Raw genomic sequence first — 14,453 nt, forward strand, 5'->3', positions numbered from 1 at the left:
GTGGCCAAGCGGATCTCCGACGGCGGCTACGAGAGCCTGGAGCTGTCGATTGCGGGGACGACGGACAAGCTGACGGTGAAGTACTTCTTCAGCAGCAACGATCCGAGCAACACGCTCAATCCGGTGCAGCAGGTGAAGTTTGCAGACGGCACGACGTGGGACTTGAACGCGATCAAGGCACGGGTGTTCGCGGGCACGAGCGGGGCCGACTCCATAGCGGGGACCACACAGAACGACGTGATCAGCGGACAGGCCGGGGCGGACACGCTGTACGGACGCACCGGTGACGACGCGTTGAACGGCGGCGACGGCGATGACCAGCTGTACGGCGAAGCTGGCAACGACACGCTCGATGGCGGGGCGGGCAACGACTGGCTGGACGGCAATGTCGGGAACAACGTGTACCTGTTCGGCCGAGGCGATGGGCAGGACGTGATCGCCGGTGTCAACGACACGACGGCGGGCAAGCTCAACACGGTGCAGTTCAAGGCCGGGGTGAGCCCCTCGGAGGTGGTGGCCAAGCGCATATCCGACAGTGGCTACGAGAGCCTGGAGCTGTCGATCGCGGGGACGGCGGACAAGCTGACGGTGAGGTACTTCTTCAGCAGCAACGATCCAAGCAACACGCTCAATCCGGTGCAGCAGGTGAAGTTTGCAGACGGCACGACGTGGGACTTGAACGCGATCAAGGCACAGGTGTTCGCGGGCACGAGCGGGGCGGACTCGATTGCGGGGACCACGCAGAACGACGTGATCAGCGGACAGGCCGGGGCGGACACGCTGTACGGGCGCACCGGTGACGACGCGCTCAATGGCGGCGACGGCGACGATCAGCTGTACGGTGAGGCCGGCAACGACACGCTCGATGGCGGGGCTGGTAACGACTGGCTGGACGGCAACGTCGGGAACAACGTGTACCTGTTTGGCCGAGGCGATGGGCAGGATGTGATCGCCGGGGTCAACGACACGACGGCGGGCAAGCTCAACACGGTGCAGTTCAAGGCCGGGGTGAGTCCCAGTGACGTTGTGGCCAAGCGGATCTCCGACAGCGGCTACGAGAGCCTGGAGCTGTCGATTGCGGGGACGACGGACAAGTTGACGGTGAAGTACTTCTTCAGCAGCAACGATCCGAGCAACACGCTCAATCCGGTGCAGCAGGTGAAGTTTGCAGACGGCACGACGTGGGACCTGAACGCGATCAAGGCGCAGGTGTTCGCGGGCACGAGCGGGGCCGACTCCATAGCGGGGACCACACAGAACGACGTGATCAGCGGACAGGCCGGAGCGGACACGCTGTACGGACGCACCGGTGACGACGCGTTGAACGGCGGCGACGGCGATGACCAGCTGTACGGCGAAGCTGGCAACGACACGCTCGATGGCGGGGCGGGCAACGACACGTTGGCGGGTGCAGCGGGCGCCGATGTCTATCGGTTCGCTGCTGGGTATGGCGTGGACACCATCCAGGAGAACGACTCTACAGCCGGGGTAGTCGATGCGATCCAGTTCGCAGGGGCGTCGCCGATCCTGCAAAGCAGCGTGACGTTCGCCCACGTCGGTAGCAATCTGGAAGTGCGGCTCAACGGCACTGGTGACAAGCTGGTCCTGCAGAGCTGGTATTCAGGCACCGCTTTCCATGTCGAAGAATTTCGCTTCACGGATGGCAGCGTCCTGACCGATACGCAAGTGCAGGCCATGGTCAGTGCCATGGCAGCCTTTCTGCCCGAGCCGGCTGGTGCGACGGACGATCGGATCTTGGGACGAACCGGCGCCGATACGCTGTCAACGCTAGCCGTGAGCGGGCTCGTTTAGGCCGAGTTGGCACGCCAATCTTGTGGGTGAACCGTATCAACCCCAAAGGGGGCCGTAGCATGCTTGGCGTCTCGGCGGTGGGATCGGTCATTGTGGACGGTGGTGGCGTTGCTTCGCAGCGGGCGACGCCACCATTGGGAAGACCTGTCGCGTGTCCGAGGCGGTCTTCATGTCACCGGCTGACGATGCGCATGAGGTCCCGTCCTCCGAGGTCGCACAGGCATAGACAGCGATTGAGCTGCCCAAGGGTCATGGGCAATCGAGTCCTTGCATCGCTAGTCTCGTCATACGCTCCGGGGGCACGTGATACGGAGCGGTCTGGATCGGGCTACTTTCAGGTTCGCGCATCAACGCGAAAATGCCGTCGCGACAACGACTTGGCCCGATCGAGCGCGAAAAACGGCGTAGAACTACGTCGTTATTGAACTGGGCTCATAACCAAGGTCGCAAGTTCAAATCTTGCCCCCGCAACCAAGAATTCTCGAACAATAAGAACAACTCAGTGAATAGACGAACGCCGGCCGCAAGGTCGGCGTTTTGCTTTGTGGCGGGGCTTTTGTCGTCCCAGGCATGGTCCGCAAACGACGCGGCCATGTCGTCCGCCGGATGAGCGCCAACCGGTCGCGGCCATGCCGCGCTCGTCGCCGGTGCCAACAGGGGCGCGCCCGAGGCCTGCTGCCGGCAGGCGCCGGTGCCGACCCCTCGGCCGCGTCGTCACCGCCTGCAGGTCGACTCCCGCACGATCAGTGTGGCCGGCGGCACGGTGACAGGGCGTCCCGGCACGGCGCCCAGTGCCCTCAGCAGCGCTGCGGCGACCGCCAGGCCCATGTCGAACATCGGCTGGCGCACGGTGGTCACCGGCGGCGTCATGTAGCGCGCGGGCGGCAGGTCGTCGAAGCCGACCAGCGACACGTCTTCCGGCACCCGCAGGCCCCGGCGCATCAGCGCGAGGCGGGCGCCGAACAGGGTCTGGTCGTTCGCGCACACCACGGCCGTGAACGGCACGCCGCCATCGAGCAGCCGGTTCATCGCGTCCTCGCCGCCCTGCTCTTCGAAATTGCCCTGAACGATCAGGCGCGGGTCCACCGGCAGCCCCGCCTGCGCATGGGCCAGCATGAAGCCTTCGGCACGCTCGCGCGCGTCGCGTTGCTGGGCCAGGCCGGTGATCTGCGCGATCTGCCGGTGGCCGAGCGCGATCAGGTGCTCGGCCGCCAGGCGGCCGCCCTCGCGCTGGTCGATGTCGAAGCTGACCAGGCGCTCACCTGTCAGCGTGCGGCCGGTGATCGCCACCGGCAGCTGGCTGGCGAACTCCAGCACCTGGTCGTCGCTCAGGCTGCCGCCGACGATGGCCAGTGCGTCGACATGGCGCGAGATCAACAGGCGTGCCCGCTCGTTCTCCTCGTCCGGGTTCCAGTGGCCCGGCACGACGATCGGCGCGTAGCCACTGCCGAGCAGCCCTTCGTCGATGCCTTTCACGGCGGCGGTGAAGTGCGGGCTTTCGAGTTCCTGCGTCAGCACGCCGATCGTCATCGACGAGCCGCTGCGCAAGCCGCGGGCCGAGAGGTTCGGCTTGAAGCCGAGCTGCGCGATCGCGGCTTCCACGGCCTGGCGCTTGTCGTCCGCGACGATCGCGGTGCCATTCAGGATCCGAGAAACGGTGGCCGGGGACACGCCGGCCAGGCGTGCGACGTCGCGCAGCGTGGTGACGGTGCGCGGGGTCCGGGTCGGCACCGATGGAGAAATCGGTTTCACGTTGAGGAGATCATCCTGGCTGTGCGGGAGTAGGTGAATGCTAACCGGTAGATGAACCCCGGCGCGAGGGGTGCTCATCGGGATTTCCCCAGGATCAAGAAATCGATTTCAAACTAAAGTGCGGCCTCGTTTCGAAGCCGACGATGAAGTTCCCGACGCGCCGCCGCCTGTTGCTCTCCGCTGCGAGCCTGCCCTGGGCCGCCGCTCGGGCCGTGGCGGCGCCGCGCGCCGCGCTGGCGGTGGCGTCCTTCCCCGACCTGGACCGCGCGGCACGCGTTGCGGCCGCCTCGTGGCCGGCGGGCGGGGTGCGGCTGGCGTCGCTGTCCACCGCCGACCACCACACGGCGATGATGACCGCCATGGCCGCCGGTTCGAACCTGCCGGACCTGATGGCGGTGGACATGGACTACATCGGCAAGTTCGCCAACAGCGGTGGGCTGGCCGATCTCTCGAAGTTGCCGTTCGACGCCGGGGCGCACCGCGACCAGCTGCCGGCGTTCGCGCTCGCCGCGGCGACCAACCGGCGCGGCGAGCTGGCCGCGCTGCCGGTGGACATCGGGCCTGGCGCGCTGTTCTACCGCGCCGACCTGCTGGACGCCGCCGGTGTCGACGCCACCGCGCTGGTGCACAGCTGGGAAGACTTCATCGAAGCCGGCCGCCGCCTGCGGCGCGCGCACGGCGTGTACCTGGTGGCGCATGCGGCGTCGGTGAGCCAGGTGGTGGTGCGGTCCGGCCTGCGTGACGGCGAGGGCGTGTTCTTCGACGCCAAGGGCGAGCCGCTGGTCGAGACCGCGCGCTTCCAGCGTGCGTTCGAGCTGGCGCGCAGCGTGCGCCGCGCCGAGCTCGACGGCCGCCTGTCCGACTGGAGCAACGAGTGGACCGAAGCGCTGCGCCGCGGCCGCGTGGCCACGCAGATGATGGGTTGCTGGCTGGGCGGCCACCTAAAGAACTGGATCGCGCCGCAGGCCGCGGGGCTGTGGCGCGCGTCGCCGCTGCCCGGCGGCGCGGCCGCCTACTGGGGCGGCTCGTTCTATGCGATCCCGAAGCATGCGCCGCAGCCCGAAGCGGCGTGGGCCTTCCTGCGCCACCTGGCGCTGGACCGGCAGCAGCAGCTGGCCGCCTTCCGCGAGCTGGATGCCTTCCCCGTGCTGCGCGAGGCGCAGGACGACCCGTTCCTGGACGAGCCGATGCCCTTCCTGGGCGGGCAGCGGGCGCGCCGCCAGTGGCGCGAGATGGCCGCCCGCATCCCGGCCCTGGCGGTCGACCGCTACGACGGCGTCGCACGCCAGGTGGTGGCGGCCGAACTCGCCAAGGTGCTGCAGTTCGACAAGGACATCGGCCGCGCGCTGGCCGATGCCCGCACGGCGCTGGCCAGGCGCATCAGGCGTTATGAGTAGAGCCCACACCGCACGCTGGTGGCGCCGCCTGGCGCCCTACGTCTTCATCAGCCCGTTCTTCATCCTGTTCGCGGTGTTCGGGCTGTTCCCGCTGCTGTTCTCGGTGCTGCTGTCGTTCAACCGCTGGGACATCGGCAGTGGCCTGGCCGGCCTGCATGGCGTGGGCCTCGCGAACTACGCGTTCCTGGTGCTGCAGGACGACTGGCTGCGCAAGGCGCTCTACAACACGCTGTGGATTGCGGTGGTGGCCGGCGTGCCGCAGCACCTGGTGGCGCTGCCGCTGGCGTACTACCTGCACACGCGGCTGCGGCGCTGGCGCAACCTGGTGGCGGGGGCGTACTTCGTGCCCTTCATCACCTCCACGGTGGCGATCTCGCTGGTGTTCACCACGCTGTTCTCGCGCGAGTTCGGCGTCGTCAACGCGCTGCTGCCCGGCCCGGCCATCGACTGGACCGCGCCGCAGTACACGAAGTGGATGATCGCCTTCGTGGTCTTCTGGCGCTACCTGGGCTGGAACGCGGTGCTCTACCTGTCGGCGCTGCAGACCATCCCGAAAGACCTGCTCGAGGCCGCGGCACTGGACGGCGCCAGCCCGCGCCGGCAGTTCCTGCACATCGTGCTGCCGCTGTTGCGGCCAATGATCTTCTTCGCCGTCACGCTGACCATCATCGGCAACCTGCAGCTGTTCGAGGAGCCGTTCATCCTCACCGGCGGCAGCAACGGCAGCGCCGACAGCGGGCTGGGCGGCATCGACCAGGCCGGCATGACGCTGGCCATGCACCTGTACTGGATCGCCTTCACCGAGGGCGAGTTCGGCACCGCGTCGGCGCTGGCGTGGCTGCTGTTCGCGCTGATCGCGGCGGCCACCTGGCTCAACAAGCGCCTGCTCGGCGGGGACCTGCGATGAGCCGCCGCCTGCCGCTGTCGCGCCGCGCCGCGGACCTGGCCGTCGCGCTGGGTGCGCTGGTGATGGTGGGGCCGTTCTACTTCATGCTGGTGTTCGCCAGCCACACCAACGCCGAGATCCTCTCGGTGCCGCCGCCGCTGTGGTTCGGCTCCGCCCTGGGCGACAACCTGCGCGACCTGCTCGTGCGGCTGCCCGACTTCTGGGCCAACGTCGGCTGGAGCCTCTACGTGGCGCTGGCGGTCACGGCCGCGAACCTGTTCTTCTGCGCGCTGGCCGGTTACGCGTTCGCGCTGCTGGACTTCCCGGGCCGCGAGCGGCTGTACGCGGTGGTGCAGATCACGCTGCTGCTGCCGGCGTTCCTGGGCCTCGTCCCCACGGTGCTGGTGATGGGCTGGCTGGGCTGGATGAACGAGCACCGGGCGCTCATCGTGCCGGGCGCCTGCGGCGCGGTGGGCGTGTTCATGATGCGCCAGTACATCGCCAGCGCCGTGCCGCACGAACTCATCGACGCCGCGCGGCTGGACGGCTGCGGCGAGTTCGCGGTCTTCTGGCGCGTGGTGCTGCCGCTGCTGGGCCCGGCGCTCGGCACGCTGGGGCTCATCACCTTCATCGGCGCGTGGAACAACTTCATGACGCCGCTGGTGATCCTGCGCGACATGGACCGCTACACGCTGCCGCTGGCGCTGCGTGCCTTGCAGGGCACCGGGCAGACGCCCTGGGGCGCCATCTGCGCGGGCGCCGCGATCGCGGTGCTGCCGCTGCTGCTGATGTTCGTGCTGGCATCCCGGCGCCTCATCGAAGGCCTGACGGCCGGCGCCGTCAAGCACTGATCCCAACCCTCCTTCGCCCCTCTTCATGTCCGCCCACGACCTTCTGCCTTCCCGTCCCGAACTGTCCGCGCTGGCCAGCGCGCAGCTCGCGCCCCCGTTCCTGTTCGGTGCCGCCACCGCGGCCTATCAGATCGAAGGAGCGGCCACCGAGGGAGGCCGCGGCCCGTCGATCTGGGACCGCTTCTCGCACGAGCCCGGCCGCACCGTGAACGGCGACACCGGCGACGTGGCCTGCGACCACTACCACCGCTGGCGCGACGACGTGGCCCTGATGTCCCGGCTCGGCCTGCAGGCCTACCGCTTCTCGATCGCCTGGTCGCGGGTGCAGCCCGCGGGCCGCGGCGCCTGGAACGACGAAGGCATCGCCTTCTACGACCGTCTCGTCGACGCGCTGCTCGAGCGCGGCATCCAGCCGCACGCCACGCTCTACCACTGGGACCTGCCGCAGGCGCTGCAGGATGCCGGTGGCTGGGCCCGGCGCGACACCGCGTTCCACTTCGCCGACTACGCGGGAAAGGTCGGGCGCGTGCTCGGCGACCGCCTCGCGTCGCTGTGCACGCACAACGAGCCCTGGTGCACCGCGGTGCTGGGCCACGAGGTCGGCAAGTTCGCGCCCGGCCTGCAGGCCCCCGCGCTCGCGGCGCAGGTGTCCCACCACCTGCTGCTGTCGCACGGGCTGGCCGTCGAGCGGCTGCGCGCCGACGGCGTGCGGGCACCGCTGGGCATCGTGCTGAACCAGTCGCCGGTGTCGGCGGCCAGCGCCAGCGCCGAAGACCGTGCCGCCGCGGCCACCGAGTACGCGCGCTTCGTGCGCTGGTACATGGACCCGGTGTTCAAGGGCCAGTACCCCGAGGACCCGGGCATCGTGCACCGCCCGCGCGTCGAGCCGGGCGACCTGGCAACGATCAGCGCGCCCATCGACCTGCTGGGCCTGAACTACTACACCCGCATCTGGGTGAGCCGCTCCGAGCCCGTGCAGCCGCGGCCCGACGCGCTGGGCGTCACCGACATGGGCTGGGAGATCTATCCCGAGGGCCTGCGCGACCAGCTGCTGGCGCTGCACCGCGAGTACCCGAACCTGCCACCGGTGTTCATCACCGAGAACGGCATGGCCGAAGCCGACCAGCTGCACGAAGGCCAGGTCGACGACCCGCGCCGCGTGGCCTACCTGCACGCCCACCTGGAAGCGGTGGCGCAGGCGCGCGCCGCGGGCGTGGACGTGCGGGGCTACTTCTACTGGAGCCTGATGGACAACTACGAATGGGACTCGGGCTACGCCAAGCGCTTCGGCATCGTGCACGTGGACTACACGACCCAGGTGCGGACACCGAAAGCCAGCGCCCTCTGGTACCGCGACACGATCGCGCGCCTGCAGGAAAGGCAGGCCGGGCGTGGCTGACCTCGCGTTGCGCGCGCTCAGCCAGCAGTTCGGCGGCGTGCCCATCCTGCACCAGGTGGACCTCGAGGTCGCCGACGGCGAGTTCCTGGTGCTCGTCGGCCCGTCGGGCTGCGGCAAGTCCACGCTGCTGCGGCTGATCGCCGGGCTGGACGCACCGTCGGGTGGCGACATCCTGATCGGCGGCGTCTCGGTGCGCGACCTGCCGCCCGCCGAGCGCGGCGTGGCGATGGTGTTCCAGAGCTACGCGCTGTACCCGCACCTCACTGTCGCGCAGAACATGGGCTTCGCGCTGAAGATGGCGGGTGTGCCGGCCGCCGAGGCGCAGCGCCGCGTGGCCGAGACGGCCGAGAGCCTGCAGCTCGGCGCGCTGCTGGACCGCAAGCCCGGTGCGCTCTCGGGCGGGCAGCGGCAGCGCGTGGCGATCGGCCGCGCCATCGTGCGCCGGCCGCGCGTGTTCCTGTTCGACGAGCCGCTGTCGAACCTGGATGCCGCGCTGCGGGTGCAGATGCGCATGGAGCTGGCGCGCCTGCACCGCGAGCTGGGCACGACGATGGTCTACGTGACCCACGACCAGGTCGAGGCGATGACGCTGGGCCAGCGCATCGCTGTCTTCGACCGCGGCCGGCTCGTGCAGGCGGGGTCGCCGCTGGACCTGTTCGACCGCCCCAGCAACCGCTTCGTGGCCGGCTTCCTCGGGTCGCCGCGCATGAACTTCCTGCCGCTGCCGGCGCTGGCAGCGGGCGGCCCGCGACTGCCGGCGCTGCCCGACGGCGCGTGCACGCTGGGCGTGCGGCCCGAGCACCTGCGGCCTGCCGACGGCGCGGACGGGCTGCGCGTCACCGTCGACCTCGTCGAGCGGCTGGGCGACAGCGACGTCGTGCACGCCACGCTGGACGGCGGCGCCGGCATCGGCGTCGCGATGCGCCTGCCCGCGCGTGCCGCCGACTACGCGCCCCGCACCCGCCTGACGCTGCAGCCCGACCTGCAGCGCCTGCACTGGTTCGATGCCGACGGCCGCGCGCTGGCGCCGGCACCCAGCCCCTCCCCCCTTCGCGAGTTCGCATGATGAGCGTCACCCCATCGGCAGGCCGCGCCGGCATCACACGCCGCCACACGCTGGCGGGCCTGGCGCTGGGCGCCGGCGCACTGGCCACCGGCTGCGGCGGCCTGGCGCCCGCGCCGGATGCGGCGCTGGCCGAGTACCCGCCCGTTGCGCCCGGCCCGGCCGTCGCGGCCAGCACCGCGGCGCGGCAGCGCGTGCAGGCGCTGGGCCGCGGCATCAATTTCGGCAACATGCTCGAAGCGCCGACCGAAGGCGCCTGGGACCTGCGCGTCGAGGACCGCTTCATCGCGCTCGTCGGCCAGCCCGGCTTCGTGCAGTCGGTGCGGCTGCCGGTGCGCTGGAGCAACCACGCCTCCGTCGACGCGCGGGCGGCCATCGACCCCGCCTTCATGGCCCGCGTGGACGACGTGGTGCGCCGGCTGCTGGCGCGCAACGTGAGCGTGGTGTTGAACATGCACCACTACCGCCAGTTCGACGGCGACCCGCTCGACAAGGGCGAGGCGGCGGTGGACCCGGCGGCGGTGGACCTGCGCTTCCTGGCGATGTGGCGCCAGATCGCGCGCCACTTCGCGGGCTTCGACGGCCGGCTGCTGTTCGAGATCTACAACGAGCCGCATGGCCGGCTGGACACGCGCTGGAACGACCTGCTGTCGCGTGCGCTGCGCGTCATCCGCGAGAGCAACCCCGAGCGCACCGTGGTGGCCGGCCCCGTGGTGTGGAACTCGGCCAGCGCGCTGCCGCGGCTTCAGATCCCGCCCGACCCCGACCTCGTGCTCACGGTCCACCACTACGAACCCTTCAATTTCACCCACCAGGGCGCTGACTGGATGACGCCGCCGCTGCCGCGCGGCGTGCCCTGCTGCAGCCCTGCGCAGCGGCGGCAGATGACGGACCTGCTGGACCTGGCCGTGCGCGAAGCCGCGCGGCTGCGGCGGCCAGTATTCGTCGGCGAGTTCGGCGCCTACGACCAGGCCGCGCCGGCCGACCGCCTGGCGTATGCGCGCTTCATGCGCGACGCCATGGAGTCGCGCGGCCTGCCCTGGATGCATTGGGAGCTGGCCGCCGGGTTCGGCGTCTACGACCGCACGCGCGGGGCTTTCCGCGCCGACCTGAAGGAGGCGCTCTTCGGCCGTTAGCAGGACCTCAGCCGCACCGCACCGACTTTCCCGCGGCGCCCTGCGCCGCCCGTACCCACGACAAGGAGACATGCCCATGAGCTTCACGAATCCCCGTGCCCCCGATCGGTGGCGCGGAAGGCTGCCCGGCGTGCTGCTGGGCCTGCTGGCGGCGCTGGCCGGCAGCATCGCAGCGGCCCAGACTGCACCCACCAGCGAGCCCGAAACGGTCACCGTCACCGCCAACCGTCGCGAACAGGCGGCGCAGAAGGTGTCCGGCGTCGTGCAGTCGATCGACGGCGACCAGCTGCGCAAGGACGGCATCACCGAGCTGCGCCAACTGCAGAACGCGGTGCCGGGCCTGAGCATCGCCAACCAGGAAGGCAACCTCGAGATCTACATCCGCGGCGTCGGTTCGGCCAACAACACCGAGCTTGGCGACCCCGGCGCGGCGCCGCATCTCAACGGCGTCTACATTCCGCGGCCGCGCGGCCTGGGACTGATGTTCTTCGACCTCGAGCGGGTGGAAGTCAACAAGGGTCCGCAAGGCACGCTCTACGGGCGCAACGCGCTCGGCGGCACGCTCAACGTCATCACCGCGAAGCCCCGGCTGGGCCAGTTCGGCGGCTATGCCCAGGCCGAGCTCAGCAACCGCAAGGGCAACGGCGCCGAGGCGGCGCTGAACGTGCCGCTGGGCGAGCGCATGGCGCTGCGCGCGGCGCTGTACACGTCGAAGAAGGACTACGGCTTCGAGAATGCCACCGCCTCGGCGCTGGCGTCCGGCGACCTGGCCACCACGCCGTTCACGCAGGCCGCGGCCCAGCTCGACCCCGCGGGGCTCGAGCGCAACCATGCGGCGCGGCTGTCGTACCAGTGGGAGATCTCGGACAAGCTGCGCCTGAACGTCGTGGCCGACCACGGCACGGAATCGGGCACCGGCTACCCGGGCGCGAACATCAACCCCGCGGTACGGGAAACCGGCCAGCGCGCGGAAGACCTCGACCTGCGCCGCGTGGTGTACCGCGGCGCGCAAGGCGAGCTGCACAACACGCTGGGCGGCCTGCAGGTCAAGGCGGACTATGACCTCGGGCCGGTGACGCTGGAGTACGGCGGCAGCCGCCGCACGGTGGACTTCCACCAGCGCAACGCGGCGTCCGAAGGCATTGGGTACGCGGGCCGCAACTACAACGGGGTCGAGTTCGACAACTTCTCGACCCAGTACTGGGTCACCAAGTCCACCAGCACCATCCACGAGCTGCGCGTGGTGCGCGAGGAACCGAAGGATCGGCTGAGCTGGGCCGCCGGCCTGTTCCACTTCAACGAGGACCAGCAGGTCGGCTACCTGTCGTTGCAGGACCGCGGCTATTGCTGCTACTCGGGCACCGAGTTCACGATGCCCAAGGTCAACGGCAAGTCCAGTGCCGGCTACCTGGACGGCAGCTTCAAGCTCAGCGACGACTGGCGCGCCATCGGCGGCCTGCGCTACACCACCGAGAGCAAGTACCGCTACGGCCTCGGCGGCAACTTCGCGCTGGTGCTGGGCGGTGCCGACTACGCCTGCTGCGTGGCCACCCGCTTCGGCACCGAGGGCTTCGTGCCGGCGCTGCTGTCGCGCGGCGACTTCAACGTCACCGGCCTCAGCAAGCAGCAGCAGGCGCAGTTCTTCGTCAACAGCATCCTCACGCCCGGGGCGCGGGACACCGTGATCCCGCAGATCGGGCCCATCGCCAGTGGCAGCAACCCGCAAGGTGGCTGCGCCACGCGGCCGGACATCGACAACGGCTTCGTGAAGTGCCCGACCGACCAGAACGGCGGCTTCAGCTACGCCAACATCACCATCCCCGGCCAGCAGGAAGGCCGCAGCAGCGCGAAGTACGGCGACTTCCGCATCGGCTTCGAGCACGACCTGAACCGCGACCAGATGGTCTACGCCAAGGTCTCGACCGGCCACAAGGCAGGCGGCTTCAACGACAGCTTTGCCGGCTCGGCGATTCCCGAGACCTTCAAGCCCGAGCGCCTCACGGTGCTGGAGCTGGGCTCACGCAACGCGTTCGACTGGATGGGCCGCCGTTCGACCTTCAACATCACCGGCTTCTACTACGACTACAAGGACCAGGTGTTCCAGGACCTGGCGTGCATCGCGTACGACAACACCAAGAACCCGCCATGCACCGGCTACTCGCTGGTCAACCGCAACATCGGCGCGTCCCGGCTGTTTGGCCTGGAGCTCGAGTCGCGCCTGGCGCTGCCGATGGGCTTCCGCGCCGACGTGAACGCCGCGCTGCTGAACACCCGCATCACCAAGGGTGAACTGGCCGACTTCCGGGCGCAGAGCTTCGACGACAACGAGTTCGGCCGCGGCCGCACGCCGACCGTCAGCGTGGTGGGCAACGAGCTGCCCAATGCCAGCCGCGTGTCACTGGCCGTCCGCCTGCAGCAGGCCTTCGCGCTGGGCGGCGGCCGCTTCGACTGGCAGGTGCTGGTGAACTACCGCTCGCGGTACTACCTGACCCCGTTCAACGAGAAGGGTGTGGACTTCCTCGACCCCGCCAAGCCGGACCAGACGGCCCAGCAGGCCGGCTTCCCGGACGCGCAGAAGGGCTACGCCACGGTGAACCTGGGCCTGGGCTACGAGCAGGGCGGCCTGCGCGTCGAACTGTTCGCGGCGAACGTGACCGACGAGCAAGCCTCGCAGAAGGCCATCGTGGGCAACAACCTGAACATTCGCTTCCTGAATGACGCGCGGTCCTACGGCCTGCGCGGGCGCTACAGCTTCTGACGGACAAGGCGACTGTGGTGAAGAGCCGGGGCCTCCCAGAGGCTGCCGGCTCTTTTTTTCGCCCCCTCCCGGTGCGGGGGCGTCGGTCCCGCCTCAGCGCTGCGGCATGTCCTTCACCGAGTAGCCGAGGCTGACGGTCGCATCGGCCGGGATCTCCGGCATGGTCGCGTTCCACGCGAGCCAGCTGTCTCGCAGGGCATCGAGGCGTGCCTTTTCGCGCAGCGCCAGATTCGCCCTTTCGCGTTCGTCGGCCTCGACGTCAAAGAGGTACTCGTGGCCGTCCACTTGCAGGTACTTCCACCGGCCATCGCGCAGGGCTCGCTGGCCACGATGTTTCATGCGCCAGTACATCGGCCGATGAAACGCGGGCCCGCCCCGCAGCACAGGCATCAGGGACACGCCGTCGAGCGCATGGGTCGCGGCTGGCGCGACGTTCGCGGCGTCCAGCACGGTCGCGGTCCAGTCCATCGTCATGCAGTGCTGGTGGCTGGCGCGTCCCGGCTCGATGACACGGGGCCAGTGCGCGATCCAGGGCACCCGGATGCCGCCCTCCGTGAGATCCATCTTGCCGCCGACGAGCGGCCAGTTGTCCGAGAAGCGCTCGCCACCGTTGTCGCTGGTGAAGATGACCAGCGTGTCGTCCGCGATGCCGTGGCGCTCCAGGGTGGCCATCACCTGGCCGATGCCCTCGTCCATGTGGTGGATCATCCGCCGATAGGTGTGGATGTTTCCGCCGTCCAGGTGGAACAGGTTGCCCTTCACCTGCTCGGCCCTGGCGGCGTCATCGCGGGTCTCCCACGGCCAGTGGGGCGCGGTGTAGTGCAGGCTCAGCAGGAACGGCGCACCCGTGGTGGCCACCTGGTCCAGCCATGCCACGGCACGGTTCGAGATCAGGTCGGTGAGGTAGCCGATGTCCTCGACTTCCTCCTCGTTCTCGAACAGGTCGTGCGCACCGTTGCTCGAACAGTGGGTGAAGTAGTCCACGCCGCCGGACATCGGGCCGTAGAACGTCTCGTAGCCGGACAGGCGCGGACCGAAGTGCGGGGGATAGCCGAGATGCCACTTGCCGATCAAGGCGGTGCGCCAGCCAGCGTCGCGCAGCAGCGAGGGCATCGTCGGATGATCCGGCGGCAGGCCCAAGGTCTGGCTGCCGCGTGACTTGCTGTTGATGGGTTCCTCGGCGGCACCGCGCAGGCGGTACTGGTAGCGGCCCGTCATCAGGGCAAACCGGGTCGGCGAACAGACCGGCGAGTTGGCGTAGCCCTGCGTGAAGCGAATCCCTTCGCGGGCCAGCCTGTCGATGTTCGGGGACACGGCGCCGAAGTCCGCCGAGCGACCGCCGTAGCAGCCCAGGTCCGCGTAGCCCAGATCGTCCGCAACGACGTAGATGACGTTCATG

At 69.4% G+C, this 14,453-nt stretch carries 10 protein-coding genes; 8 read left to right on the top strand and 2 right to left on the bottom strand.

Annotated elements, in window-relative coordinates; all coding sequences use genetic code 11:
- A partial coding sequence (locus tag ACILR4_RS23695) for a calcium-binding protein (protein WP_395703354.1) occupies window positions 1-1,812 on the top strand: 1,812 nt, incomplete at its 5' end.
- A 714-nt stretch (window positions 1,813-2,526) separates the two neighbouring features.
- On the opposite strand, the gene ACILR4_RS23700 is transcribed toward ACILR4_RS23695, so the two are convergent.
- Window positions 2,527-3,564 (bottom strand): LacI family DNA-binding transcriptional regulator, encoded by a 1,038-nt coding sequence (locus ACILR4_RS23700; protein ID WP_395703355.1) that lies wholly within the window; start codon window positions 3,562-3,564, stop codon window positions 2,527-2,529.
- Window positions 3,565-3,707: 143 nt separating this feature from the next.
- On the opposite strand from ACILR4_RS23700, the gene ACILR4_RS23705 reads away from it, so the two are divergent.
- From ACILR4_RS23705 to ACILR4_RS23735, 7 genes are all read left to right on the top strand, one after another.
- Window positions 3,708-4,961, top strand: a complete 1,254-nt coding sequence (locus tag ACILR4_RS23705; protein WP_395703356.1) for an ABC transporter substrate-binding protein — start codon at window positions 3,708-3,710, stop codon at window positions 4,959-4,961.
- Complete coding sequence (locus tag ACILR4_RS23710) at window positions 4,954-5,868, top strand: carbohydrate ABC transporter permease (protein WP_395703357.1); 915 nt, start codon at window positions 4,954-4,956, stop codon at window positions 5,866-5,868. Before ACILR4_RS23705 ends, ACILR4_RS23710 begins: the two co-directional genes overlap by 8 nt.
- Window positions 5,865-6,698: a carbohydrate ABC transporter permease gene (locus ACILR4_RS23715; RefSeq protein WP_395703358.1), complete on the top strand. Its 834-nt coding sequence runs from the start codon at window positions 5,865-5,867 to the stop codon at window positions 6,696-6,698. Before ACILR4_RS23710 ends, ACILR4_RS23715 begins: the two co-directional genes overlap by 4 nt.
- A 25-nt stretch (window positions 6,699-6,723) precedes the next feature.
- Window positions 6,724-8,097: a GH1 family beta-glucosidase gene (locus tag ACILR4_RS23720; RefSeq protein WP_395703359.1), complete on the top strand. Its 1,374-nt coding sequence runs from the start codon at window positions 6,724-6,726 to the stop codon at window positions 8,095-8,097.
- Window positions 8,090-9,163, top strand: a complete 1,074-nt coding sequence (locus tag ACILR4_RS23725; protein ID WP_395703360.1) for an ABC transporter ATP-binding protein — start codon at window positions 8,090-8,092, stop codon at window positions 9,161-9,163. The genes ACILR4_RS23720 and ACILR4_RS23725 overlap by 8 nt, the downstream gene beginning before the upstream one ends.
- Window positions 9,163-10,296, top strand: a complete 1,134-nt coding sequence (locus ACILR4_RS23730) for a glycoside hydrolase family 5 protein (protein ID WP_395703361.1) — start codon at window positions 9,163-9,165, stop codon at window positions 10,294-10,296. The genes ACILR4_RS23725 and ACILR4_RS23730 overlap by 1 nt, the downstream gene beginning before the upstream one ends.
- 76 nt (window positions 10,297-10,372) lie before the next feature.
- The gene (locus ACILR4_RS23735) at window positions 10,373-13,054 is read left to right on the top strand and encodes a TonB-dependent receptor (RefSeq protein WP_395703362.1); all 2,682 of its coding nucleotides are present in this window, start codon (window positions 10,373-10,375) and stop codon (window positions 13,052-13,054) included.
- A 93-nt stretch (window positions 13,055-13,147) separates the two neighbouring features.
- Here the strand turns inward: ACILR4_RS23735 and ACILR4_RS23740 are convergent, their stop codons facing one another.
- Window positions 13,148-14,452: a sulfatase gene (locus tag ACILR4_RS23740; RefSeq protein ID WP_395703363.1), complete on the bottom strand. Its 1,305-nt coding sequence runs from the start codon at window positions 14,450-14,452 to the stop codon at window positions 13,148-13,150.
- Window position 14,453: the final 1 nt, after the last annotated feature.

It is taken from the genome of Aquabacterium sp. (genome assembly GCF_044226965.1).
Lineage (GTDB): Bacteria > Pseudomonadota > Gammaproteobacteria > Burkholderiales > Burkholderiaceae_C > Pseudaquabacterium.